This is a genomic window from Arthrobacter sp. M4 (assembly GCF_020251205.1).
Classification (GTDB): Bacteria; Actinomycetota; Actinomycetes; order Actinomycetales; family Micrococcaceae; genus Arthrobacter.
Genome location: NZ_JAIWYX010000020.1, coordinates 15,319 through 39,100, shown reverse-complemented (window position 1 = coordinate 39,100; position 23,782 = coordinate 15,319). Strand labels below are relative to the sequence as shown.

Sequence of the window (23,782 nt, the reverse complement as noted above, 5' to 3'; positions counted from 1 at the left end):
CGAAATTCGTCCAACGTGAGGACCCCCAATGAGCAACCTGACCCGGCAGGAGGCCGGACTGCGGAAGCACACCAGCCTTCCCGCCGTCGCCGCTTCCAGCCTTGCCGGTACCACAGTGGAGTGGTACGACTTCTTCCTCTACGGAACAGCCGCCGCCCTTGTTTTCAACAAGCTGTACTTTCCCACCGCCGATCCCTTCGTCAGCACCATGCTGGCGCTGGGCACCTTCGCAGCCGGCTTCGTTGCGCGTCCGCTCGGTGCCCTGGTCCTCGGACACCTCGGCGACCGCCACGGCAGGAAGAGCACGCTGGTTGCGAGCTTGCTGCTTATGGGCGTTGCCACGGCTTTGATCGCCTTCATCCCGCCGTACGCCGTCATCGGGATGGCCGCGCCACTTATCCTGCTGCTCCTGCGCCTCATCCAGGGTTTCGCCTTGGGCGGCGAATGGGGCGGCGCCGTCCTGCTTGTATCCGAATACAGCGACAACAGCAGCAAACGAGCCTTCTGGGCGTCCTGGCCAAACGTGGGCCCGCCCCTCGGGAACCTTATGGCTGCTGGAGTGCTGGCAGTGATGTCCGCCGTCATGCCCCAGTCGGAGTTCCTTGCCTGGGGTTGGCGGATCGCCTTCGGACTGTCCGCGCTCTTGGTGATCATTGGACTGGTCCTGCGGCTTTACGTCCAGGAGACCCCGTTGTTCCAGGCCGCCCAGGCAAAGGCAGACGCCGACCATGCGAAGAGTGCCAAACTTCCCCTGGCGCTGTTGTTCCGCCGGAATTGGCGCGAAATCCTCATCGCGGCAGGCAGCCGAATGGGCGAAAATGCTGGCTTCTACATTTACTCGCTGTTCATCATCACGTACGTCACGGAGATCCTTAAGCTTGATCGCCAGACCGGCCTCAACGCCGTGATGATCGGCCAAGGCGTGGCCGTAGTCGCCATTCCGCTAATGGCCATCTTCGCGGACCGGATTGGCCGCAAGCCGATGATGATCGGTGCCTCCGTTGCCACGGTGGTGTGGGGCTTCGCGTTCTTTGCTCTGCTGGATACGAGGCAGCCCGTGATGATCGTCCTGGCCGCGGTTGGTGGCTTGCTGATCTTCGCCGCTTACAGCTCCGTTATTGGTGCCTTCTTCTCTGAACTATTCCCCACCGACGTCCGCTACAGCGGCACGTCCGTGGCCTACAACGCTGCCTCGCTCATTGCCGGATCGCTCTCGCCGATCATCGCCCTGGCCCTCTACCAGGCATTCGGAACAGGCCAAGCCATCGCGATCTACCTGGTAGCCATGGGCGTCATTTCGATCATTTCCGTGGCCTGTGCCAAGGAGACCCGCGACATCCGCCTCAGCGACCTGGACGTCGTTCGCACGGTTACGGAAAGCCGCGAGGCGGTCAAGTGATGGCAAGCAGCGAACGACTAGGAGCAACAATGGATATCGCCCTCGTCCAGCTTTCAAGCCCGGACAACGAGACCCAATCGCAGCGCATCGACCGCGCCGAATACCTCCTCCGCCAGCAGAGCGGTGCGGACCTTGTTGTCCTGCCCGAGTTGTGGAGCGCGGGCTACTTCCACTTCGCGCAGTACCCCCACCTGGCTGAAGGCGTCGACGGCGGGACCGTCGCCATGTGTGCCGCAGTCGCACGCGAGCTGGGCGCCTACATTCACGTTGGCAGCATCGTTGAGCGCGTTGGCGGGGAGGAACTGCGGAACACCTCAGTCCTCATTGATCCGCGGGGAAACGTGGCGCACCGCTATTCCAAGCTGCACGTGTTCGGCTACAAGTCCCTCGAGGCCGAGCTGCTCACTCCCGGATCATCTCTGCCTGTGGCCGGGACTCCGTTTGGCCAGATGGCCGGAATCACCTGTTACGACCTGCGCTTTCCCGGCCTCTGGTCGGAGTTGAGTGTGCGCGGCGCGGAGATCGTCGTCGTTCCCGCCGCCTGGCCGGCGGCGCGGCGCGAGCACTGGCGCCTGCTGACCTCCGCGCGTGCGGTGGAGCATCAGGTGTTTGTCCTCGCCTGCAATGCCGCAGGCGTCCAGGAAGGCGTGGAACTCGGCGGCACCAGCCGCATCGTAGACCCGTCCGGGCGCCTTGTTGCCGAAGCAGGCACTTCAGAAGAGGTGCTTCGCGCCACCATCGATCCTGGCCTTATCCAAACCACCCGGCATGAGTTCCCCGTCATCGCCGACCGGCTGGCCGACTACGCGGGCCTTACCCATTGAACGCCGCCCGCTAAACGCCGCCGACTAAATCCGAAACGGAGATTCACTTGCAAACCACCACCCAAACGCTGAGGTTCGACGTCGTCGGACCTGGCGGAAGAGAAACCGGGGAGACCATCGAGCTCACCGACTTCGCCGCCGTCGTCGCCGGTTACACGGGCCGCGACGTCGCCGCGGTCCAGCACCACATTGACGAGCTCGCAGCCATCGGCGTCGCACCGCCACCGGAAGTGCCCATGTTCTATCCAGTGGCTAGCGGCTCTGTCAGCACTTCGGGGACGTTTTCTATCATTGGAGATGAGACTTCCGGCGAAATCGAGCCACTTTATGTCCGCCACAAAGGCCGCTTCTACCTGGGCATCGCATCAGACCACACCGACCGCCGCCTGGAGACCGTCGACATCGGCGACTCGAAGCGCGCCTGCCCCAAACCGACCGCAGGAACCGTCGTCCGGGTGCCGGACCTCGCTGCGCTCTCGCTGGATGAATGCCGCGCGCGCTCCTGGGTTGACGGCCGCCTGTACCAGGAGGGCACGCTTGACGGACTGCGGACGCCGGCTGACGTCGTCGGGCTTCTCTTGGACCGCACAGCGCTTGGCGACCGCGACTTTGTTTGCCTTGGCGGGACGCTCCCGCTCATCGGCGGCACTTTCCACTACGGCGCCAATTGGCGCCTGGAGTTGTCCTTCCCGGACGGCACCGCAATAGACCACACGTACACCATCACGAAGGGAAACGAGTCATGAGGACCGGGGAAGAGTACATCAAGACGCTCAATGATGGGCGGACTGTCCTGATCGACGGTGAGGCGGTGGGCAACGTCGCCGAGCACCCGGCTTTCCGCAATGTCGCGGGCACCATCGCCGAGCTTTTTGACATCGCCGCGGACCCCAGCAACGGTATGCAGTACCACAGCAAGGAAATCGACGGGCCTGCCAACCTGGTCTTCAGCATCCCGCGCTCCCGTGAGGAACTGCGGAACCGCCGAGCCGCCGTCGAACGCTGGTCAAAGCACACCCACGGCTGGGTGGGCCGCAGCCCCGACCACGTTGGAACTTTCTTCGCGGCCTTTGCCGCGCACCCGGAGGTTTTTGAGAACGCCGAGCACGACTTTGCGGGCAACATCACCCGCTACTACCAGCGGATCCTGCGCGAGAGCCTTTACGTCTCCTACGCGATCATCCCGCCGCAGGTTTCCCGCGCGACGACGGCGTCCGGCTGGGAAGGCGACTTCCTTCAGGTCGGCGTGGTCCGGGAAACGGAAGAGGGGCTGATTGTCCGCGGCTCGCAGATGCTCGCCACGGGAGCAGCCATCGCGGACGAGGTCTTCGTGACCTGCATCAAGCCGCTCGGTCCGGACGATGTGGACTTCGCCATCAGCTTCGCGCTGCCGGCCGCCACGAAGGGCCTCAAGTTCCTGTGCCGCCGGCCGTACGGACCGGAAACCTCCAGCGAGTTCGACTACCCGCTCACTACCCGCTACGACGAGCCGGATGCGCTGGTGATTTTCGACGACGTGCTGGTCCCCTGGGACCGTGTGTTCATCGATCGCGACATCGACGCTCTGCGGCGCCAGTTCTTCGACACCGGCGCCCACGCGCTGGGCAACTGGCAGGCCCAGACCCGCTTCACCACCAAGCTGCAGTTCATCGCGGCCGTGGCACGGAAGGTCACGCAGGTCAACGGCACGGACAAGATCCCCGGCGTCCAGGAGAAGCTCGGGGAGCTCGCCGCGATTGTGTCTTCCGTGGAGTCCGCGCTCCTCGCCGCCGAATACACTGCCGAGCCCGACTCCTCCGGCATGTTCGTTCCTGGCAAGCGTTCTTTGTATGGCGCCATGGGCCTGCAGTCGGAGACCTACCCTCGCGCCATGCAGATCCTCCGTGACCTGGTGGGCGGCGGCGTCCTGCAACTTCCGTCCGGCGTAGCGGACATGAAAAGCCCGACGACGGCGCCCGACGTGGAGCGGTACATCGCCTCGCCGGGCGTCCCCAGTGAGGAGAGGATCAAGCTGTTCCGCCTGGCTTGGGACATTATCGGTTCCGAGTTTGCCGGCCGACACCAGCAATACGAGCTCTTTTATGCGGGTGCGCCATTCGTGGTCAAGGGTGTTTACACGTACCGCAATTACGGTTACGAGGCCCAGGTGGCCGAACTGGACGAATTCCTGGCCGGGTACACGGTTGACGGACGCGTTTCCGAGGAGGGATAAGCCCAGTGGCAAAGCAGGAATTTGAATTCACGCCTATTTCGTCCGTGGAGTTCGCGCCATGCGTGCCGCATATCGAAGGCTTGTCCGAGGCCATTCTTGCCCGGGACAGTGCCAGCGATGCAGTGACGCGCATTCTCAAGTTTGAGCCGGGGACCGATACTTCTCCCAATGGGGCCTTGCGACATGATTTCTGGGAAGAGGTGTTCATTTTCGAAGGCTCCTTTGTGGACCAGCGACTCGGAAAGACATTCCGCGCCGGTGATTGGGCCACCCGACCGCCGGGAATGGAGCACGGCCCCTGGATTTCTGAGGAAGGGGCCAAGATGTTCGAGGTCCGCTACTACCAGAAAGACGGTGAGTGACATGGCCGTTCCCGCCATTTTCGCGCGGCCAGACGGTATGGCCATGCGCCGGACGATGGGTCGGTTCCTTACCGGCGTGGCGGTGGTGACCACCCAGCACGAAGGCGAACAGTTCGGCATGACGATCAACTCGCTCACGTCCATCAGCCTGGAACCGCCGATCCTCATGATCTCGCTGAACTTCAACACCAGGACCGGGGATGCTTTGTTGGCTAGTGGCAGCTTCGCCATCTCGATTCTGGGCGTGAAGCAGGAAGCCGTGGCCCGGCAATTCGCAGTGCGTGGCGGGGCCCGCTTCGAGGCCGGTGCGTTCGATACCACTGAGGGCGGGCTGCCGGTTATTGCCGGCGCCCTCGCCCAGGCAGAGTGCCGTGTGGCGCACCAGTACGACATCGGCGACCACCAGGTGTTCTTCGGGGAAGTTGTCTCCTCGCGGTTCCGGGATGGTGAGCCGCTGGCTTTCAACTCCGGGAAGTTCGGGGCGTTCCGGGACTTCAACCACGACCCCATGCCTTGGATGTTCTAGGCGCGTTGGGTGCGGGCTGCCGCTGAAATTGTTGCCGGGGCCGCTGCGCGGGCGCACTTTACGGTGCGTTCGCGCAGCGGCTGTTTGTCTTAGCTGCCGATTAGCCGCCGCCTCGCATCTCTTAGGTCCCGAAGAAGGCAGCAGACCGTAACGATTACGGGCGTCGCCAGCCACCCCGGTGCTGTGTTTTCGTTAGCGGCCGTTGTATTCGTCGTCGGTGATGTGTTCGCCCCATGTGGTGGTTGTTGATGGGTCTTCGCCGTTTTGGAGCAAGGCGATGTGTTCCATGAAGCATCCTGGTGCGGCGGCGTGCCAGTGTTCCTCCCCGGGAGGGGTGTAGAGGGTCTGGCCGGGGTGGACTTCGATGATCTTGCCGTCCCGGGTGCCGAAACGTCCTACCCCTTGGGTGACGCGCAGGTACTGGCCGTGCTCGTGGGAGTGCCAGGCCGTGCGTGCGCCGGGCGCGAAGCGTACGGTCGCTACGACCATTGTCTGGTTTTCCTCGTGGGGCATCGCGATCGGATCGAGCCACACGTCTCCGGCGAACCGCTCCGGCGGGTTCTTGGTGGTGGGCAGAACAGGTTCGATGTTCATGATGTGCCTTACGTGTTGTTGGTGAAAACGCTCTTGGCAACGCCCATCGCGGACATGCCTTTGGGCCAGCCGGCGTAGAGGGTGACATGGGTGATGGCTTCAATAAGCTCTTCTTGGGTGAGGCCATTTTGCAGGGCACGACCGAGGTGGGAACCGAGTTGTTCGGTGTTTCCACCAGCCGTAAGTACGGCCACGGTGATGAGGCTACGGTCGCGGGGACTCAGTTCGGGCCGGTTCCAGACATCTTCGAAGAGCATGTCGTCAGTGAGTTCGGCGAGCTTCGGGGCGAAGTCGCCGAACATTTTCCGGCCCCCGCCGACCTGTTTGGGATTCTCCGCCATGAAGGCCCTTCCTTTCAGTGTGTTTGTGCTGCTTAGTTGCTCAAATTCCGTTGTGGTGGCCGGCTACCAGGTCGAGGCGATGGCTCGGGCCACGGTTACTTCGCCGTCACGGGCCTCGAACGTGGCGTGGAGGGTGAGCCGCCAGGTGGCTCTTGATCCCCAGATCGTGGCGTCGGTGAGGGTCCGGACGGTCAGTGCAGGTGCGGTCCCTTCGGGGTTGGAGGTAGCTTCGACTGTCTCCATCCGGTGGTATCGCATCTGTCCGGATGCGATGGCGTCCAGCCATTCCGCTTTGGACTGCACGTAGCCGGTCATGTGGGTTAGTGTGAAGTCCTCCGCGAGAAGCCCATCCAGTTCCTCGATGTCCCCTGCCACCATCGCCTGGCACATGGTTTCGAAAAGGGAACCGATCGGTTGGGTGCTCACGATGGGTTCCGGCGGCGTGCCCGGGCGGTGAGTTCGTGGGCGCCGTAGCTGTTGTCGTCCGGGTTTACGGTGACTCCGGGGGCTACGAGTTTGTCGATCCGGTCCAGCACATCGACGCTGAGCTGGGTATCTGCGGCCGGGAGGTAGGACTCGAGCTGTTCCATGGTGCGGGGCCCGACGATGGCGGAGGTGACGCCGGGGTGGTTGATCACGAACGCGATGGCCAGCTCGATCAATGTCATCCCGGCTTCTTCGGCCAGAAGCGCCAAGTCCTCCACGATGTCGAGCTTGCGCTGGTTGGCGGGTTGGCTCATGTCGAACCGGGCACTGGGGCGGGCTGACGAGGTCGGTGCCGAGGCGGAGTCCTTCCGCCACCGCCCCGACAGCCACCCGCCGGAGAGGGGGCTGTAGGTGAGGGTGCCCATGCCGTGGCGCCGGACGGTGGGGAGGATGTCCTCCTCGATGCCGCGGACCAGGATGGAGTAGGGCGGCTGTTCGGTGACGAACCGTTCCAGGTTCCGTTCGCGCGATGCCCACTGGGCTTCGACAATCTGGGAGCCCGAGTAGGACGACGAGCCGATGTAGCGGACCTTGCCCTGGCGGACCAGGTCGGTCAGGGCGCCGAGGGTTTCTTCGACGTCGGTGTCCGGGCTGGGGCGGTGCACTTGGTAGAGGTCGATGTAGTCCGTGCCCAGCCGGCGCAGAGAGTCCTCCACTGCCCGCATGATCCAGCGACGGGAGCCGCCGCGCTTGTTGGGGTCCTCCTCATCCATGGGCATGAAGAACTTGGTGGCTAGGAAGACGTCGTCGCGACGTCCCTGCAGCGCCTCGCCGACGATTTCCTCGGAGATGCCGCCGGAGTAGACGTCCGCGGTGTCGATGAAGTTGATGCCGGCGTCGAGGGCGTGGTGGATGATGCGGGTGGAGTCTGCGCGGTCGTTGTTGCCCCACGGGCCGAACATCATCGCGCCGAGGCAGAGGGGGCTGACCTGCACACCAGTGCGGCCAAGCGGGCGGTATTCCATGCTTAATCCTTCTTTTTGCTCTGGTTCCGGGTGCTTAGGCTTCGGGGATTGACCGGTCAAACCACTGGTCACGGAAGACGTCGGGGTCCGGGCCGTTGCGAACCCCGGTGTCCAGGGCGTCGATCGCAGCGAGCTCGTCCGCTGTCAGTTCGAAACCGAAGACATCGAAGTTCTCCGCGATGCGGGCAGGGTTCGTGGACTTCGGGATGGCGGAGCGGCCCTGCTGCAGGTGCCAGCGCAACATCACCTGTGCCGGTGTCTTGCCGTGCGCCTCCGCGATCCTTTTGATGGTTGGGTCCTGCATGACGTTCTTCCGGTCTTCGCCCCAGCCGGGGTAGAAGGTGATGCCGCCGATCGGTGACCAGGCCTGCGTGAGGATGCCGTGTTCGGCGTTGGCGGTCTGGACTTCAGGCTGGGTGAAGTATGGATGCAGCTCGATCTGGTTTACGGCCGGGATCGTGTCGGTTTCGGCGAGCAGTTGCTTGAGGTGGTGCGGCATGAAGTTGCTGACACCGATTGCGCGGACGCGGCCGTCCGTGAGCAGGGTCTCGAGTGCCTTGTACGCCGCGATGGTTTTCTCGAAGCGGCTTGGCACCGGCTGGTGCAGGATCAACAGATCAAGGTAGTCCACGCCGAGCTTGGCAGCTGACTTCTCCCAGGCGTGCAGCGTTTCGTCGTAGCCGTAGTCGCTGACCCAGACCTTGGTTTCGATGAAGACCTCGGAGCGGTTCAGACCGGAATGCCGGGTGCCTTCGCCGACTTCGCGTTCATTCCCGTACGCGGCGGCGGTGTCGATGTGCCGGTACCCGGCAGCCAGGGCTGCCTCAACCGCTGCAGTTGTCTCCCCCGGGGGGCTTTGGAAGACTCCGAGCCCGAGGGCGGGCATGACGAGGCCGTTGTTGAGTGTGATGTTCATACGGTTCTGGTCCTTGTCGTTAGGGGCGGACGAGCACTTTGAGTGCTTCGCGGTCAGCCATGGCCTTGTAGCCGGCGGGGACCTCGTCCAGCCCGATGGTGCGGTCGAAGACCTTGCCGGGTTCGATGGTGCCGTCGAGCACGAGCGGCAGGAGTTCCTCGATGTAGGCCCTGGCCGGTGCTACGCCGCCGGTGAGCGTGATGTTGCGCATGAACTCACCGAATCCGAGGGGTACCTCGGAGAACTGGGGCGCACCGACGCGGCTGATGACGCCGCCGGCCCGGACGACGCCGATGGCCATTTCGAGTGCGGGTTTGAGGCCCACTGCTTCGAGCACTGCGTGGGTTCCGTCGCCGTTGGTGAGCTCCAGGACCTTGCGACGCCGTCCTCGCCGCGCTCAGCGACGACGTCGGTGGCTCCAAACTCGCGGCCCAGGTCGGTGCGGGTCTGGTGGCGGCCCATGAGGATGATGCGGGAGGCGCCCATGAGCTTGGCGGACAGGACCGCGGACAGGCCCACTGCGCCGTCACCGATCACTGTGACGGTCTGACCGGGCTCGATGCCGGCCTTCTTGGCCGCGTGGTACCCGGTGGACATGACGTCCGAGAGGCTCAGCAGGGACGGGATCAGCTTCTCGTCAAAGCCGGCGGGGACGACGACAAGGGTGCCCGCAGCTTGCGGGACGCGGGCGAATTCACCTTGGCCCCCGTCGTTGTGACCGCCCCAGTGGGCGCCGTTGCGGCAGGAGGTCTGCAGGCCTTCCTTGCAGAAATCGCAGGTGCCGTCGGAGGCAACGAAAGGTGCAATCACGAAGTCACCAACGGACAGGTTTGTCACATCGGAGCCGAGCTCTTCGATGATGCCGACGAACTCGTGGCCCATCCGGGCGCCGTCGGTGGTGTCGGGTTTGGAGCCATAGGGCCAGAGGTCGCTGCCGCAGATGCAGCCGGCGACGATGCGCACGATCGCGTCCGTGGGTTCCTGGATGGTGGGGTTCGGGACGGTTTCGACGCGCACGTCGCCGGCACCGTACATCAGGGTGGCTCGCATAATAGGGTTCCTTAGGTTTGTTAATGGCCGGTTTTCAGTCAACATCGGCCGAGGGTTTCGTGGGAGTGCATGTCAGTACCCCCATCAGCGGGCGGCCGCGCCCTCTGGTGCGGGCACGGTTTCCGCGGCATGGTGGATGCGGAGGGTGGCCAGGTCTGCAGGCAGGATGAGCGCTGCACTGACAGCCAGGGACAGGAGCAGCAGGACGCTGCCGGTGGTGAGGGCGGCGCTGACTTCTGCGGCCAGGTGCCCAGTGGCAGAGCCTGCAGACGGGACGGTTGCTGCGGCCGCGACTGCGATGCCGAGTCCCAGGCAGGTGCCTACCTGATGGAAGGTGTTCACCAAGCCTGAGGCGGCGCCGGCGTCGACAGCGGGGGCACCGGCGATGCCGAATGAGGTTAGCGGGGCCAAGGCAAATCCCTGGCCGGCGCCGATGAGGACCATCGGCAGGGCGACTCCGGTCCAGTAGCTTGCGTCAACTCCGGCGCGGCTGAGCCAAAACATTCCGATGAGGGTGACCAGGATGCCGGTCAGCAGGGCTACCGAGTCAGGCATCCGCCGGACGAGCGGCGGGATGCTCATGGCGACGGCGAAGTTCACGGCGGTCATGGGCAGGAATCCAAGGCCGGCCTGCAGGGGGTTGAAACCGAGGACTTCCTGCATGAACTGGGTGGTGAAGAAGAAGAAACCGATCATTGCACCCAGATAGAGGAAGCGTGCCACGTAGGCGCCGGTTCGGCGGCGGCTGGCGAACAGGTTCAGCGGCATGATGGGCTGGCTGGCCCTGCGTTCGATCAGCACGAACACGACCAAGAGGATGACGCCGGCGCTGACCGCCGTGGCAGTGACAGGGGTGTTCCAGCCGGCTTCCGCGGTGTGGATGATGCCAAGCACCAGGGCACCCACGCCCAAAGTGGCGCTGAGTGCGCCGAGCACGTCGAAACGTCCGCGGGCCCGTCCGGTTTCGGGAAGGAACCGGGGAGCCAGCGCAATCATGACGGCTCCGATCGGGACGTTGACGAAGAACCCGGCCCGCCAGGAGATCCAATGAGCCAGAGCACCGCCGATGACCAGGCCCAGGCTGGCGCCGATACCTGCCGTGGCGCCGTAGAGGGAGACCGCCCGGACGCGCTCACGGCCTTCAGGGAAGCTCGCCGTCAGCAGGGACAACGACGCGGGTGCGACGATTGCGGCGCCGATGCCCTGGATGGCTCGGCCAGCTATCGCCCACCACCCTGCCGGGGCCAGTCCGATCAGGAGCGACGCGAGCGAGAAAACCACCAGACCGAACACAAACACCCGACGCCGGCCCAGCAGGTCGCCGGCGCGGGCGCCGAGCAGGAGCAGGCCGCCGAAGACCAGCGTGTAGGCGTCCTGCACCCAGGTCAGTTCAATGGTGCTCAGATGCAGGTCGGCCTGAAGGCTGGGCAGGGCAGTGAAAATCACCGAGTTATCCAGCAGGATCATGAAGTAGCTGGCGAGGATGATCGCCAGGATCGCTGCCGGGTGAGCATGGGTGGTGGGTGCCGGTTTCATGTCTTCCATGCAACCGTCATTCCTTTGGGCCCGGGAGTCACTGATGTTCCGGGTAATGTCAGTCCCTCCCTCCACCAGAGGGTCCCGCGTAGCGTGGATGCCATGACACACAGCGACGACGTCCGGAAGTTCCTGAGCTCCCGCCGTTCCAGGATCACGCCCGAGGAGGCTGGCCTCCCGGCGTACGGCGGCAACCGGCGCGTCAAGGGCCTGCGCCGCGAGGAAGTCGCCATGCTGGCCGGCATGAGCATCGACTACTACATCCGTCTTGAGCGCGGAAACCTCTCCGGCGCATCCGACAGCGTCCTGGAAGCGCTGGCGCGTGCCCTGAAGCTCGACGAAGCCGAGACGGCCCATCTTTTCGACCTCGCACGCGCTGCCACGGCCTCGCCCCGGGTGCGGCGCAAGCGCAGCCCGCAGACGGTGCGGCCCAGCGTACAAAGGGTCATCGACGCGATCACCACAGCCCCCGCCTGGGTACGCAACGACCGCGGCGACGTTCTCGCCTCCAATGATCTGGGCCGGGCCCTGTACCTGGACATGATGGCCGATGACAGCGCGACCCCGCCAAACAGCGCCCGGTTCACCTTCCTCAACCCGAAAGCCCAGGAGTTCTTCGCCGACTGGGAACGCAGCGCCGACGACATCGTCGCCGTCCTCAGATCAACAGCCGGAAAGAACCCCTACGACAAGGACCTCTCCGACCTAGTAGGTGAGCTCTCGACCCGCAGCGAAGAATTCCGCATCCGCTGGGCACGACACGACGTGAAACACCACCGCACCGGCCGCAAACGGCTCCACCACCCCATCGTCGGCGACCTCGACCTGACCTACGAGGCACTCGAACTCCCCGCCGACCCGGGACTGCGGATCAACATCTACACCGCCGAGCCCGGAACACCGTCCGAAGACGCGCTCAAAGTCCTCGCGAGCTGGGCAGCAACCCAACGCCAAGCTGCTCCGGCCGCCGCCAAGGAGAACCCATGACAAACCGTCCAAACACAGTCCTGATTGCCGGCGCCACCGGCAGCATCGGCCGCTACGCCGTGAACGAGGCCCTCCGCCAGGGCTACACGGTGCGCGCCCTGGTCCGTGACAAGGGCCGGAGAGAGCGCATCCTGCCCGACAGCGTCGAACTCGTCGTCGGCGACCTGACCCGCCCCGACACCCTTGGCCCCGCCGTCGACGGAGTCGACGCAATCATCTTCACCCACGGGTCCAGCACCAGTGAACGCGACGTCAGGGACAACGACTACGCCGGCGTCGCGAACGTCCTCAAAGCCCTCGGCGGGCGGCGCGTCCGGATCGCACTCATGACCGCCATCGGAACCACCCGCCCCGGGGTTGCGTACGCGACGTGGAAGCTGCGCAGCGAACGGCTCGTCCGGGCCAGCGGCAACCCGTACACGATCGTCCGCCCGGGCTGGTTCGACTACAACGACCCCGACCAGCGCGTTATCGTCATGCTCCAAGGCGACAAGCGGCAGGCCGGATCACCGGCTGATGGCGCCATCGCCCGCGACCAAATAGCCCGCGTCCTCGTCGGCAGCCTGCGCACCGATGCCGCCGACCACAAAACCCTGGAACTCATCGCCGAGCACGGACCAGAACAGGAAGACCTCAGCGAAGTCTTCGCCGCACTGACCCCGGACACAGACGGGTCCCTCGACGGAGCCGAAGACACCGTCAACCTCCCCGTTGACGGTGAACCCGAAACATTCCGCCGCGACCACGCCGCGATAGCCGGCAGGAACTGACCGTCGTGACCGGCTCCCCATCACGCTATGAAACCGACTTAATTGTCGGCAAGTTGTTGAATTTGGCAACTGCTGGGTCGGACGCCCCGAAGTAGTACTCTGAATCCACAGTCTCAGGGACTGCTCTGCAGATGGGCATGGAAGAGGGCATGAAGGAAGCCCTCGGCCAGATCGACGCCCTCCTCGCGCAGAAATCGAGTGTCTAAGGGTACCAAAAACGGTTCACAAAGGCAGCCGACGGCGGAACTCACCCGCCGTCGGCTGCTTGCCCCCGCAAGTTGATTGTTGCTCGTTATCGAAGGCTAAGAACGCTCGAGGTAGCTTCTAACGCTTGCCCGAAGAGTTTCTGTGTGTTCGTAGATCTCTTCCAGCGAATTGATGGGCACTCGGGTTTCCTCTTTGTTCGCGTCGAATATGCCGATGTACTTCTGTGTTCGGTTGAAATGAAGTCGGGCGATCGGTTTTCGATTGTTGTCATCAAGCAGCACTGCGCAGTAGGACTTGGCATCGCGCTGAACGACTCTGGCAGGCTTGACTTCGCTACAAACAATCGCTCGAACGATTTGGTAGCCCTCGATTTCCTCAAGGGTTGTCTCAATGCCGTCGGCTTCGGCGAGGTCCGCCTCCGCGACCGGTGCACTGCTTACTGCAGTTGTAGGGGCGGTGTCGTCAGTTTGTGGAAAATTAGGGGCGCCGAGGGCCTTCTTCAGTCGCTCATTGACTTGATCGTTGAGGAATTGCTTTGTGGCCTTTGCGACAAGCGCTGAAAACTGTTCTCTCACTTTTTGAGTGTAGGGACCTGAATACACGCGAGTAGTGAGGAATTTGACCCATTCGTCCTCGGGCTCCCTGAACTGCGAGGCGAGCGTTCGCTTGAGTTCCCCAATGTACTTCAGTTCGCCTGCGGCGCTGATGATCGAGTCCAGGTCGAAGACTTCCTTCGTGAGTTTCTGAAGTTCAGGAAGGAGGGTTGCATCAATGTCGTTCAAGTCCAAAACCAGGAAGGGCTTGGCGTCCATTCGGTTGGGAGCGTCCAGATCTGTGAAAAACTGGTAAATCTCGCCGTTGGTCAGGATCGCGATACGCGCATTCGTCACGGCGAAGTAGCGGAATAACTGCGAGGCATGCTCAATCTTCACCGGTTCGGTTGACTTCTTGCACTCGATCAGCATCTGGATCTCGCCATCTTTCACCGATGAAATATAAAATTTCCAGTTAGGTAGCTGATGAGTCTGAGTCACCGAGCTATTTGCACTCTTTGCGAAGGCCCGGGACGAGGCGGTTACCTTTTTGGAACCTGTAGAACGTCCATCGCCGCCTTCAAATACGGAGCTGGATCTGGACTTGATCCCGCCGCCCATTGCAGCCAGGCCTGGAATGTTGCTCCCATATAGGCCGCACACAAATACGACGCAGTATCCGCAGCAATTCCCGCGCTAATCAGGTAAATCATTGCATACTGACGCTGGGGTGCCATGGCTTCATAGCTCCGGCTCGCCAATTCGGCGTGCTCGGCGATGAGCAGCAGGCGGCCCCTGGTCACTGCCAAGTCTGGAATGGCCGTAATTCCGGCGAGGGCCGCGGCCCGCAGGCCGTCAAGAACGTCACCTCTGCGGTCAACTGTTCGGCCGCCGTCGGGCACTTCGCCCTGCTCGCCGCCGTCGGACGCTAGAACGCGGCCTGACACCTCAACTACCGGTTCCATGCCGCCCCACACCAGGTCGGCTTTGCTGGAGAAATAGCGGTACAGGCTCTTGCGGCCGATACCGGCAGCCTTGGCGATGTCCTCCATGGAGGTGTCCTCGTAGCCGCGCTGGGCGAAGAGGTCCAAGGCGATTCCCGCGATGGCATCGGGGTCGATGGTTGCTGGGCGCCCGGCGGGGCGGACCGGCTGGCGGCCGCCGGCCGGCTGCTCTGCGAGGTTGCGTGATTCTTCCTGAGGCACCCCATCAGTATTCACCCTTACATAATGACACAGAGTGTCATAAAGTGAGGTCAGCACTGATGCGAATACTTAGGAGGACATCATGAACAGCGATGCAACATGGCAGGAAGTCACATCCAATGGCCGCTTCGCCGGCAAGACCGTCATAGTGACAGGCGCTGGTTCCGGCATTGGCCAGGCGACGGCTCTGCGGATCGCAAAGGAGGGCGGCAAGGTGATTGCCGCGGACATCAGCTCTGAGCGGTTGGACGCACTGGTTACCGAACACGGCGGGCTGGACTTTGTCCCTGTCGCCGGGGATGTGTCCAGTGAAGACACGGTCGCCGCAATCGTGGCGGCCGCAGGCGGACGTGTCGACGCTTTGGCCAACATTGCCGGAATCATGGACAACTTTGCGCCCATCCATGAAGTTGACGACGTGATCTGGGAGCGGGTCTTCCGGATCAACGTCACCGCGATGATGCGTCTCACCCGTGCCGTGGTGCCTTTGATGCTTGACGCCGGAGCGGGCTCCGTGGTCAACGTTGCCTCGGAAGCGGGCCTCCGTGGCTCGGCTGCCGGCGCTGCCTACACGGCCTCAAAGCACGCAGTTGTTGGCCTCACCAAGAATTCCGCAGTGATGTATGGACCGAAGGGGTTGCGCTTCAATGCTGTGGCGCCAGGTCCCACGATCACGAACATCGAGGCGATCTGGGGTTCGCAGCTGGCCGCCGAGCGCCTGGGCCCGCTGATGCAAGCCACCGTCCCGACACCCGTCTCGGCGGCGCAATTGGCCGCTTCCATCACCTTCCTGCTCAGTGACGACGGCACCAACGTCAATGGCGCCATCCTTGCTTCCGACGGCGGCTGGTCAGCACTGTAGCAAGCCGAAAGTGCACAAAAATACCCCAGGGCGGGATATGTGCGTCCTGGGGTGCTTTTGCGACATTATGGATTTGCGGATTTAGAGCGCACCCTGCGACGCCGTTCCAGCTGGGATTGGCTCGTGGCGGACTACCTCGACTGGGCGTTGAAGGAGGCCGTCGAGCGCGGTATTGAGTTTCTTCACGGCCTCTCCCTCACCGTGGGCATCGAGCAGTTCGGCTGACTCCCATTTCTCAATCATGAGAATCTGGCCGTTCGGTGATTCGTGAATGGCATAAAGCAGGCAGCCCGGCTCCAAGTGAACTTCGGAAATGGCTGGCGACAGTGCTTCGACCACCCGCTCAAAATTTCCGTCCTTCGGCGTAAATGTGGCAGTGACTACGACGGACATGGTTCTCCTTTTCGTTAGTGCGCTAGGGCGCTTGTGACGGGTGCGCAGCTGTTGCGCGGCAGAAAATCCGCTTTGACTTCTATGAGGCGCGGGCCCTCCGGCAGCTTGCCACGCATCCGGCCCAGTACTAGTTCCAGTGAATGGACCGCGAGCATGTCCAAAGGCTGCCGGATGACACTTAGCGGCGGTGACATGAGTTCAGTCCACGGATTGTCGTCGAAAACGATGAGCGAGAGTTGGTCCGGAATGTCAACGCCCATCTGGACCAGGCGCCGCACAGAGCTTCTAACCTGTGCCGTATTGGCGACGATGAGGGCGGTGGGGGGCTGCGGAATGGTAAGTAGGGATCCCACGGCGTCTCCTCCGGCATCGCCACGAAAGGGCACGTCCCGAATGAGCAGGGGATCTACGGGCAATGACGCACTCTCATGCGCGGCCGTGTAGCCGCTGATTCGTGCCCTGCCGGTTGAGGTGCTTTTGGGACCGGTGACGAGGGCTATCCGGCTATGACCAAGTCCTATCAGGTACTCGGTGGAGCGTTGTGCGGAGTCGAAGTTCTCAATGCTGACCACGTCAACACTGCCCAATTCCTCGATGGTGCGATCGACGAAGACGACATTTACGCCGAGATCCTGCAGTCGGGCCCATTTTTCGATGTTTCCGCCCGTTGGCGTAGCGATGACGCCACTGACGGAACGATCCATCAGGGTGTCAAGTGACTCCGCTTCCAGATGTGGATCCTCCTGCGTTGTCATCAGTACTACTTGGACCCCGTGGCTCCGGGCTTCCCACACAATTCGGTCCGCGAGATGGGCGAAGAAGGGGTTCGAGAGGTCTGTGACCACCAGCCCGATGGTCAGGGCCTTCCCAACGCTCAGTTCCCTTGCCGCTGCTCGCGGGCGGTAGCCCAACTCTTCCATGACCCGGAGCACTCCCTGCCGCTTTGCCGGTGCGACAGGGCCGGAGTCCGGGTTGAGCACCCTGGACACAACCGAGACTGAGACTCCCGCAGCAGCCGCGACATCGCGAATGGTTGGGGGCTTTTTCACCGCTCCTCCTCGAGGCAATTGGTAGCTCCGATCCGATGTTTTCCCTCGGTGCCTTCGTCACATGTTGAACCAGTGGATGTGGATCCGTTGACACAGCTTAGCACTCACTGGTACAAAAGTGGAACCGGTTCCACTCGGGACGATTCATGAACGACCCCGGGACCACGCTGGACTGTCACCGGACAGTTCTCAAGCCACCGGACAGTTTTAAAAGCCGATACGCGACGAAGATGTTGTGCCATTCGCAAAGTGCGGAAGGAACGCTTCACCGCGGACACCTAGCCAGAGAGACTCCATTGAACCTTCACAAACTCCTCAAAGACCGCGAGCGGGAAGGCCGCCCCATCCGCGTTGGCCTTATCGGTGCCGGGCGTTTTGGCACCATGTACCTTGCCCAGTCCAACAACATCCCCGGGATTCACGTCGTCGCCATTGCCGACATCAATGTGAAGCGGGCGGAGGGCGCTTTTTCGCTCGTTGAGTGGCCTTCCGAGCAGATTGCTCCAGACATCGCCACGGCGCTGAAGGACCGCTCCACGGCCATTGTGGCCAACGCCGAGGAACTTTTCGACGTCGATATCGACGTCATCGTCGAGGCCACAGGCAATCCGATAGTCGGCATCAACCATGCGCTGCGGGCTATTGAAACCGGGAAGCACATCATCATGGTGACGGTGGAGGCGGATGCGCTGGCCGGACCTGCATTGGCGAAACGGGCGGAAGCGGCCGGCGTCGTCTACTCGATGGCCTACGGCGACCAGCCGGCCCTCATTATGGAACTTGTCGACTGGGCCCGCACCAGCGGATTTGACGTTGTCTGCGCTGGCAAGGGAGCAAAGTACCTCGAGCATTACCACGAAATGAACCCGGATAACGTCTGGGAAAACTGGGAATTCTCGAAGGAACTCACGGACTCCGGACAACTCAACCCATACATGCACACTTCGTTCCGGGATGGCACGAAAGCGGCCATCGAGATGGCCGCCGTCGCCAACGGCGCGGGCCTTGAACCATCGGACTCCGGGCTCAGCTTCACACCGGGCAACGTGGAAGAGATTGCCACAATCTGCCGGCCCAGCGAGGTCGGAGGCTCGCTGTCCCATGAGGGCACCGTGGACGTCATGTCCAGCGTCAACCGCGATGGCAGTTGGATCAGCCACAACACCCAGGAAGGCGTCTTCGTGGTAGTCAAAGCAACCAACGACTACGTTTCGGGATGCTTCACCGAATACCCCTGGCATCCGGACCCCACTGGACAGTACGCCGCTTTGTACCGCCCGTACCACTACGTGGGCCTTGAACTGAACATATCCATAGCAAATGCCGCACTCCGCGGGGTCCCCACAGGGGCGCCGGTTGGGTTTTTCGGCGACGTAGTGGCGACCGCAAAGAAGGACCTCAAGGCCGGCGAATTCCTGGATGGCGAAGGCGGTTTCACCGTGTGGGGCAAGCTGGTTTCAGCCAGGCATTCCGTAGCGACCGGTGCCCTGCCCGTAGCGCTGGCGCACCACGTGGAACTACGGAACGACGTCGCCAAGGGAGCCATAGTCGGCTGGGACGACGTCATCATCGATGACTCGCTGGCGCAGGCGCTCGAACTACGTCGCGAAACCGAAGCTTTCATCGCCCAGGCCGCCATAGGCGCCTGACTCTCCATCCGGCGCCAACCCGGATCGCATCCTTCCAATGAAGAAAGGCATAGCATGAACACCAAAACTCGAGCCGTTACCGCAGTGCTCGCCTGCAGCCTGGCTGCATCTGTCCTTGCCGGCTGCGCAGCCGGAGCCTCCACCGGGGGCCAGGCCGCACCGGTCGCCAAAATCCAATTGTCGATTCCGGATCCGCTGACCTCGTCTGTCGGGGTTTCGGCCCAGCACTTCGCGGACCAAGTCAAGAAGACGTCCAACGGGTCTGTCGTCGTCACGGTGGTTCCCAACGGCACAAGTTTCAGCGGTGACCAGAACGCAGCCGTCACGCGACTGCAGGGAGGTTCCCTGGATGCACTCATCCTTTCAACCTCCGTGTACGCCTCGGTGGTACCGGAAATGAACGCGATCAGCATTCCGTACCTGTTCAAGGACACCACGGAGGAGGCGGCGTTCCTGGCTGGCAAACCCGGCCAGGACCTCAAGGACAAGCTGGCCAAGAAGGACACGGTTGCCCTCAGCTTCCTGACCCGGACGGGCCGTGAGATCACCAATTCGGTTCGTCCCATTCAGCAGCCTTCGGACCTCAAGGGCCTGAAGATCCGCGTGCCCGGCAATACGTTGTGGACGGATTTCTTCGGCAAACTGGGGGCAAGCCCCACCACAATGGCTTTCTCCGAGGTCTTTACGGGCTTGCAGACTGGCACCATCGATGGCCAGGAGAACCCAATCGAGGTTCCTTGGACGAACAAGTTCTCTGAAGTGCAGAAGTATGTGTCGCTGACCAATCACATCAATGACGCTTGGGTCCTTGCTTTCTCCTCCAAGAAGTGGGAATCACTCAGCGCGGACCAGAAAAAGGCGCTGACGGACGCGTCCGCTGAAACCGCAACGTTCAAGACTGGCTATGACGCTGAACAGGCGAAGAAGCAATTGGACGAACTGACGGCCAAGGGCATGAAGGCTAACGAACTGAGTCCTGCCGCACTCGACGAGTTCAAGGCCGTGTCAAAGAGCCTGTACCCGGAATTTTCCAAGCTCATCGGCAAGGAATTCTTCGATCAGGCAGTGGCATTCACGCCGGCGAAGTAAGACCCCATTCACCCCATCCCTGACACACGCCGCTCTCAATGACGAAAGTCTGGACGAACATGGAACACACCCTCACTCCCCGGGACCTGGAAGAGGTCCTACCGTCCGATGCCGAAGAGATTCTGCACTCGGGGCATGTCCCTTCGCGCTGGAGCGGCGGGATCTGGCTCGACAGGACCCTGGAGTGGATCGTGGGCGCAGCGATTCTCGCGGAGCTCGTCGTCATCCTCCTGAACATCACAGTCCGGCTGGTCACCGGAGATTCGGTGCTCTGGACCCAGGAGGTTTCGGAGATCGCGCTCCTCACTATCGCTTTCATCGGGGGAGCCATCGCCTATCCAAAGGGCGCGCACATGTCCGTCCAGGCTCTCATCATGCGACTTCCGGCGCCGTGGAAACCCTACTTGGCGGCCGTGGTGGACTGGCTGGTCTTCGTTATGAGTGCCGGCGCCTTTGCGCTTTTCGTTCCCACCCTTGTCCAACAGATCGAGGAAAAGACCCCGATCCTGCAGCTTCCTGTCTTCTGGGTTTCCATGCCGTTCTCGATAGGCATGGTGCTTATCGCCTGGTTCGCCCTCCTCAAGCTCTGGCGACAGAAGCATCGGCCAAGCCTTGTTGCAGCCGTCATCGTTGCTGCGCTCGTTGGAGTCGTCATGGCAGCGCCACCCCTTTTCTACTACGCGTCGCCCAACGTCCTCCTCGTCGTCGTACTGGTAGTGCTGTTTGTCCTGCTGTTCCTCGGGCTCCCCATCGCTTTCGTCCTGGCCCTGGCCTCCGGAATCTACTTGTACCTGGGCGGCATTTCAGACGTCAGCGCCATCCCGATCGGCATGGCGTCAGGGGCGAAGGGGTTCGTCCTGCTGGCGATCCCCTTCTTCATCCTCGCGGGCACCATCATGAACTCTGCGGGCCTCACCCTTCCCCTCGCCAAACTCGTGGACGCCCTCATCGGCCACCTGCGCGGCGGATTGCTTCAAGTGGTCGTGGTGACCATGTACATCTTTTCCGGCATCTCCGGATCCAAAGTCGCCGACGTGGCGGCCGTCGGGACCACGATGCGCGGCATGCTGGAGGAGCGCAAATACCCGCACGGAGAAGTTGTGGCCGTGCTGTCGGCTTCGGCCATCATGGGTGAAACCATTCCGCCGAGCATCGTATTGCTCATCCTCGGTTCAATCACCACCATCTCCACCACCACCCTGTTCCTTGCCGGGTTCGTGCCTGCAGCGTTTCTGGCGCTCGTGGTCATGGCGCTCGTGTTTATCCGGGCCCGCAAGCAGGGTGGCGTCTCCAGTCCCAAGGCAAGCTGGCGTGCCCGCGGCTCAGCTACGTTCTTCGCCCTGCCGACCCTCCTCCTTCCCGTCGGAATGGTGGCAGGGATCCTGAGCGGGTTCGCGACGCCGACAGAGGTCTCCTCGGTGGCCGTCGCCTATGCGTTCGTCCTGGCAGCCGCTTACCGCCGGGGGAGCAAACGGTTGCTGGGCGACACCCTGCGGGAAACCACGACGACGGCTGGCATGGTGCTCTTCATCATCGCCGCGGCCTCGCCTTTGGCCCAGACGCTGGCGCTGGCAGGAGTTTCGCAGCAAATCCATGACATCATGTCAGGCCTGGGCGATTCCCCGATTCTCTTCATGCTGTTCACGGTCCTGCTGCTCATTATTATGGGCCAGCTTCTCGAGGGGCTGCCGGCCGTGCTGATCTTCGCCCCGCTGCTGCTTCCCATTGCCACCGAATTTGGCGTCAACCCCGTGCAGTACGCCATGGTGCTCATCATTTCCATGGGTATCGGCTCGTTCGCTCCACCCGCCGGCGTCGGATTCTACGTGGCCTGCGCCACCGCCCGGGAGACTGTGGAGAACAGCCTTAAACACTTCTGGCCATACCTTATTGCTGTCTTCATCGGCCTCCTGGTGCTCGCGGCCGTTCCATGGTTCAGTACGTTCCTCCCCGCCCTCGCCGGCCTGATCCCGTTCTAAGCCACGGTACGCAAGTGACCAACATCGAATTGTCCGGCTTCCCCTACTCCGTCGCCCTGTTGGGCACCGGGCCGATGGGCGCGCCCATTGCCCGAAACCTCATCGCCGGAGGCGTCCCTCTGACACTCTGGAACCGCACTGGTGCCAAGGCCAGGGCAATTGCTGGAGGGTCCGTGGTTGAGACGCCAGCCGAAGCTGCACGCGAGGTGGTTCTCACAGTCCTGCCCGACTTGCCCCAAGTGGAAGGCCTCCTGCACGGACGGGACGGACTCCTGGCCGGCTGGAAAAGCGCGGGGATTGAAGATCCGATCCTGGTCATCCATGGCACTGTGTCTCCGGTTGCCGTAGCCGCCCTGGCTGCCGAGTGCCGCCGTGACCACGGAGTAACGGTAGTCGATGCCCCGCTCAGCGGCGGCACCATCGGTGCTGAAGACGGACGGCTCAGCACCATGGTCGGCGGCCCCCGTGAAGTGGTCGAACGCCTCAGGCCGCTATTCGACCTCTACAGTTCAACGGTCATCTATTTCGGGGACACAGGCGCAGGATCAGTCGTCAAGGCCTGCAACCAGATCGTAGTGGCGGCAACAGTTACCGCCCTCTCAGAGGCTATGGCCCTGGCAGGGGCCTCGGGGTTGGATCTTGCGAAGGTCCAGTCCATCCTTGCCGGAGGGCTCGCGAATTCGGAGATACTGCAGCAGAAGGGCCAGCGCTGGATCGACGCCGACTTCGTTGGTGGTGGGTCTGCAAAGAACCAGTTGAAGGACTTGGCCTTCATTGCGGAGATAGCGGCCGGCGCCGGCGTGGATCTCCCAGTTTCCCGCAGCGTCCAACGCGCCTTCGAGGCCATGATCTTGCAGGGGCTTGGCGACCTTGACCACACCGGCATCTACCTCAGCATCCGTGCTACGAACTCGACCGCGGGTGCATGATCCGTAGTTGATCCCAAGCGCGTTCGGATGCAGCGATGCTCCGGTTGGACCGTTCGCGGTCCAGCGTTGCAAGTTCCACGGTAATCGCCTGTACCACTGCCACGGCACCGGTCAGCGATGGGAAGAAGCCGGCACCTTCGGAGGGAACCACTATGTGATGTGCCGCATGGGTGGATACGGGGGAGTCGGCGCTGTCCGTGATGGCTGCGATGGGGGTGCCCAGGCTATGGGCGAATTCCACCGCGCGAACGGTGCTGTCATACACCCGCCATAGGCTGATTGCGATCACCAAATCCTCGGAGGTCAGCCGGGCCACGGCATTAGTTAGTGCTGCCACGTCTGCGTCGAGCAGCCGCACGTTGTAACCGGCGATGATCGCGTTGTGCTCCAGCGCCTTGCCCGGGATCGCGTAACTTCCGGCGGCGATGATGTACGTTTGCCGCGCCGCAGCAATGGCCTTTGCGATGGCGTGCACAGTTTCTGGATCCAGTGTGCGTTCCAGGTGTGCCAGGTTGGTCCGGTCGGTGGTGACCGCGGCCTGGGCCGGGCTGCTGATATGGCCATTGTGCTCGGCAGCTACTTCAACAGCACTGAGCGAGGCCAGAAATCGTGAGCGCAGCTCAAATTGGAAGTCCGCCCACCCCTTGAATCCCAGCGTTTGCGCGGTTCTGGTCACGGTGGAGGCGTTCGACGAAGCCGCGACGGCGATGTCGCTCACCGATCCGTACGACGCCAGCCGGGGCTGCGAGCGGAGGATGCCGATGACCTGCAACTGCCGTGCCGCCAACTTGCGGCCCTGCACACGGCTGTCCAGCCACTCGGTCAACGTCGAAGCGTTAACTTCGTGTTTCATCTATTGACCTACCTCACACTCGGGACGTACCTTCGATACATCTGCACAGACTTGTGCATATTTCTA

At 62.6% G+C, this 23,782-nt stretch carries 24 protein-coding genes and 1 pseudogene; 13 read left to right on the top strand and 12 right to left on the bottom strand.

Features of this window, described 5'->3' with window-relative positions; translation table 11 throughout:
* The first annotated feature begins 28 nt into the window (after positions 1–28).
* The 6 genes from LD110_RS20895 to LD110_RS20870 are packed head-to-tail and all read left to right on the top strand — an operon-like array spanning position 29 to position 5,323.
* Positions 29–1,399, top strand: coding sequence for an MFS transporter (locus tag LD110_RS20895; protein WP_225501842.1), 1,371 nt, complete (start codon positions 29–31; stop codon positions 1,397–1,399).
* 29 nt (positions 1,400–1,428) lie between these two features.
* Positions 1,429–2,223 (top strand): carbon-nitrogen family hydrolase, encoded by a 795-nt coding sequence (locus tag LD110_RS20890; protein WP_225501840.1) that lies wholly within the window; start codon positions 1,429–1,431, stop codon positions 2,221–2,223.
* Positions 2,224–2,270: 47 nt separating this feature from the next.
* Positions 2,271–2,969 carry a DUF2848 family protein gene (locus tag LD110_RS20885; protein WP_225501838.1) on the top strand — a complete coding sequence of 233 codons (699 nt, stop codon included), beginning with the start codon at positions 2,271–2,273 and terminating at the stop codon, positions 2,967–2,969.
* Positions 2,966–4,435 (top strand): 4-hydroxyphenylacetate 3-hydroxylase family protein, encoded by a 1,470-nt coding sequence (locus tag LD110_RS20880; protein WP_225501836.1) that lies wholly within the window; start codon positions 2,966–2,968, stop codon positions 4,433–4,435. Before LD110_RS20885 ends, LD110_RS20880 begins: the two co-directional genes overlap by 4 nt.
* Before the next feature lie 5 nt (positions 4,436–4,440).
* The gene (locus LD110_RS20875) at positions 4,441–4,797 is read left to right on the top strand and encodes a cupin domain-containing protein (RefSeq protein ID WP_225501834.1); all 357 of its coding nucleotides are present in this window, start codon (positions 4,441–4,443) and stop codon (positions 4,795–4,797) included.
* Position 4,798: 1 nt separating this feature from the next.
* The gene (locus LD110_RS20870; RefSeq protein WP_225501832.1) at positions 4,799–5,323 is read left to right on the top strand and encodes a flavin reductase family protein; all 525 of its coding nucleotides are present in this window, start codon (positions 4,799–4,801) and stop codon (positions 5,321–5,323) included.
* A gap of 192 nt (positions 5,324–5,515) precedes the next feature.
* Here the strand turns inward: LD110_RS20870 and LD110_RS20865 are convergent, their stop codons facing one another.
* The 7 genes and pseudogenes from LD110_RS20865 to LD110_RS20835 form a co-directional block, all read right to left on the bottom strand.
* The gene (locus LD110_RS20865) at positions 5,516–5,917 is read right to left on the bottom strand and encodes a cupin domain-containing protein (RefSeq protein ID WP_225501830.1); all 402 of its coding nucleotides are present in this window, start codon (positions 5,915–5,917) and stop codon (positions 5,516–5,518) included.
* A gap of 8 nt (positions 5,918–5,925) precedes the next feature.
* Positions 5,926–6,258 carry a carboxymuconolactone decarboxylase family protein gene (locus LD110_RS20860; protein ID WP_225501828.1) on the bottom strand — a complete coding sequence of 111 codons (333 nt, stop codon included), beginning with the start codon at positions 6,256–6,258 and terminating at the stop codon, positions 5,926–5,928.
* Positions 6,259–6,321: 63 nt separating this feature from the next.
* Positions 6,322–6,684 carry a nuclear transport factor 2 family protein gene (locus tag LD110_RS20855; protein ID WP_225501826.1) on the bottom strand — a complete coding sequence of 121 codons (363 nt, stop codon included), beginning with the start codon at positions 6,682–6,684 and terminating at the stop codon, positions 6,322–6,324.
* Positions 6,681–7,709, bottom strand: a complete 1,029-nt coding sequence (locus LD110_RS20850) for an aldo/keto reductase (protein WP_225501824.1) — start codon at positions 7,707–7,709, stop codon at positions 6,681–6,683. The genes LD110_RS20855 and LD110_RS20850 overlap by 4 nt, the downstream gene beginning before the upstream one ends.
* 34 nt (positions 7,710–7,743) lie before the next feature.
* Positions 7,744–8,625, bottom strand: a complete 882-nt coding sequence (locus tag LD110_RS20845) for an aldo/keto reductase (protein ID WP_225501821.1) — start codon at positions 8,623–8,625, stop codon at positions 7,744–7,746.
* A 19-nt stretch (positions 8,626–8,644) separates the two neighbouring features.
* A pseudogene (locus tag LD110_RS20840) lies at positions 8,645–9,675 on the bottom strand (zinc-dependent alcohol dehydrogenase family protein).
* A gap of 84 nt (positions 9,676–9,759) precedes the next feature.
* A complete protein-coding gene (locus LD110_RS20835) occupies positions 9,760–11,220 on the bottom strand; it encodes an MFS transporter (protein WP_225501820.1) in 1,461 nt (486 codons plus the stop codon).
* A gap of 93 nt (positions 11,221–11,313) precedes the next feature.
* On the opposite strand from LD110_RS20835, the gene LD110_RS20830 reads away from it, so the two are divergent.
* Together LD110_RS20830 and LD110_RS20825 are read left to right on the top strand one after the other, a co-directional pair.
* Positions 11,314–12,198 carry a helix-turn-helix transcriptional regulator gene (locus LD110_RS20830; protein ID WP_225501818.1) on the top strand — a complete coding sequence of 295 codons (885 nt, stop codon included), beginning with the start codon at positions 11,314–11,316 and terminating at the stop codon, positions 12,196–12,198.
* Entirely contained in the window at positions 12,195–12,968 is a 774-nt protein-coding gene (locus LD110_RS20825; RefSeq protein WP_225501816.1) for an SDR family oxidoreductase, read from the top strand. Before LD110_RS20830 ends, LD110_RS20825 begins: the two co-directional genes overlap by 4 nt.
* Before the next feature lie 302 nt (positions 12,969–13,270).
* Here the strand turns inward: LD110_RS20825 and LD110_RS20820 are convergent, their stop codons facing one another.
* Together LD110_RS20820 and LD110_RS20815 are read right to left on the bottom strand one after the other, a co-directional pair.
* Complete coding sequence (locus LD110_RS20820) at positions 13,271–14,161, bottom strand: type I restriction enzyme HsdR N-terminal domain-containing protein (protein ID WP_308012468.1); 891 nt, start codon at positions 14,159–14,161, stop codon at positions 13,271–13,273.
* Between the two features lie 89 nt (positions 14,162–14,250).
* Complete coding sequence (locus LD110_RS20815) at positions 14,251–14,913, bottom strand: TetR family transcriptional regulator (protein ID WP_225501814.1); 663 nt, start codon at positions 14,911–14,913, stop codon at positions 14,251–14,253.
* An 82-nt stretch (positions 14,914–14,995) separates the two neighbouring features.
* On the opposite strand from LD110_RS20815, the gene LD110_RS20810 reads away from it, so the two are divergent.
* Positions 14,996–15,775, top strand: a complete 780-nt coding sequence (locus tag LD110_RS20810) for an SDR family NAD(P)-dependent oxidoreductase (protein WP_225501812.1) — start codon at positions 14,996–14,998, stop codon at positions 15,773–15,775.
* Between the two features lie 81 nt (positions 15,776–15,856).
* Here the strand turns inward: LD110_RS20810 and LD110_RS20805 are convergent, their stop codons facing one another.
* The gene (locus LD110_RS20805; RefSeq protein ID WP_225501810.1) at positions 15,857–16,168 is read right to left on the bottom strand and encodes a putative quinol monooxygenase; all 312 of its coding nucleotides are present in this window, start codon (positions 16,166–16,168) and stop codon (positions 15,857–15,859) included.
* A 14-nt stretch (positions 16,169–16,182) separates the two neighbouring features.
* Entirely contained in the window at positions 16,183–17,217 is a 1,035-nt protein-coding gene (locus tag LD110_RS20800; RefSeq protein WP_225501808.1) for a LacI family DNA-binding transcriptional regulator, read from the bottom strand.
* Positions 17,218–17,513: 296 nt separating this feature from the next.
* Between LD110_RS20800 and LD110_RS20795 the strand changes: the two genes are divergently transcribed.
* Genes LD110_RS20795 through LD110_RS20780 form a run of 4 tightly spaced genes read left to right on the top strand, consistent with a single transcriptional unit; the run spans position 17,514 to position 22,863 of the window.
* Complete coding sequence (locus LD110_RS20795; RefSeq protein ID WP_225501806.1) at positions 17,514–18,866, top strand: NAD(P)H-dependent oxidoreductase; 1,353 nt, start codon at positions 17,514–17,516, stop codon at positions 18,864–18,866.
* A 54-nt stretch (positions 18,867–18,920) separates the two neighbouring features.
* Positions 18,921–19,955 (top strand): DctP family TRAP transporter solute-binding subunit, encoded by a 1,035-nt coding sequence (locus LD110_RS20790; RefSeq protein ID WP_225501804.1) that lies wholly within the window; start codon positions 18,921–18,923, stop codon positions 19,953–19,955.
* A 59-nt stretch (positions 19,956–20,014) separates the two neighbouring features.
* Complete coding sequence (locus tag LD110_RS20785) at positions 20,015–21,934, top strand: TRAP transporter large permease subunit (protein ID WP_225501802.1); 1,920 nt, start codon at positions 20,015–20,017, stop codon at positions 21,932–21,934.
* Positions 21,935–21,948: 14 nt separating this feature from the next.
* A complete protein-coding gene (locus LD110_RS20780) occupies positions 21,949–22,863 on the top strand; it encodes an NAD(P)-dependent oxidoreductase (protein WP_225501800.1) in 915 nt (304 codons plus the stop codon).
* Here the strand turns inward: LD110_RS20780 and LD110_RS20775 are convergent.
* Positions 22,838–23,716 carry a MurR/RpiR family transcriptional regulator gene (locus LD110_RS20775; RefSeq protein ID WP_225501799.1) on the bottom strand — a complete coding sequence of 293 codons (879 nt, stop codon included), beginning with the start codon at positions 23,714–23,716 and terminating at the stop codon, positions 22,838–22,840. The genes LD110_RS20780 and LD110_RS20775 overlap by 26 nt on opposite strands.
* Positions 23,717–23,782 lie beyond the last annotated feature (66 nt).

Coding starts and splice junctions, on each gene's coding strand:
- LD110_RS20805 (WP_225501810.1), bottom strand. CDS start 16,168: ATGTCCGTCGTAGTCACTGCCACATTTACGCCGAAGGACGGAAATTTT.
- LD110_RS20830 (WP_225501818.1), top strand. CDS start 11,314: ATGACACACAGCGACGACGTCCGGAAGTTCCTGAGCTCCCGCCGTTCC.
- LD110_RS20865 (WP_225501830.1), bottom strand. CDS start 5,917: ATGAACATCGAACCTGTTCTGCCCACCACCAAGAACCCGCCGGAGCGG.
- LD110_RS20880 (WP_225501836.1), top strand. CDS start 2,966: ATGAGGACCGGGGAAGAGTACATCAAGACGCTCAATGATGGGCGGACT.
- LD110_RS20895 (WP_225501842.1), top strand. CDS start 29: ATGAGCAACCTGACCCGGCAGGAGGCCGGACTGCGGAAGCACACCAGC.
- LD110_RS20835 (WP_225501820.1), bottom strand. CDS start 11,220: ATGGAAGACATGAAACCGGCACCCACCACCCATGCTCACCCGGCAGCG.
- LD110_RS20890 (WP_225501840.1), top strand. CDS start 1,429: ATGGATATCGCCCTCGTCCAGCTTTCAAGCCCGGACAACGAGACCCAA.
- LD110_RS20775 (WP_225501799.1), bottom strand. CDS start 23,716: ATGAAACACGAAGTTAACGCTTCGACGTTGACCGAGTGGCTGGACAGC.
- LD110_RS20870 (WP_225501832.1), top strand. CDS start 4,799: ATGGCCGTTCCCGCCATTTTCGCGCGGCCAGACGGTATGGCCATGCGC.
- LD110_RS20845 (WP_225501821.1), bottom strand. CDS start 8,625: ATGAACATCACACTCAACAACGGCCTCGTCATGCCCGCCCTCGGGCTC.
- LD110_RS20860 (WP_225501828.1), bottom strand. CDS start 6,258: ATGGCGGAGAATCCCAAACAGGTCGGCGGGGGCCGGAAAATGTTCGGC.
- LD110_RS20825 (WP_225501816.1), top strand. CDS start 12,195: ATGACAAACCGTCCAAACACAGTCCTGATTGCCGGCGCCACCGGCAGC.
- LD110_RS20785 (WP_225501802.1), top strand. CDS start 20,015: ATGGAACACACCCTCACTCCCCGGGACCTGGAAGAGGTCCTACCGTCC.
- LD110_RS20850 (WP_225501824.1), bottom strand. CDS start 7,709: ATGGAATACCGCCCGCTTGGCCGCACTGGTGTGCAGGTCAGCCCCCTC.
- LD110_RS20810 (WP_225501812.1), top strand. CDS start 14,996: ATGAACAGCGATGCAACATGGCAGGAAGTCACATCCAATGGCCGCTTC.
- LD110_RS20790 (WP_225501804.1), top strand. CDS start 18,921: ATGAACACCAAAACTCGAGCCGTTACCGCAGTGCTCGCCTGCAGCCTG.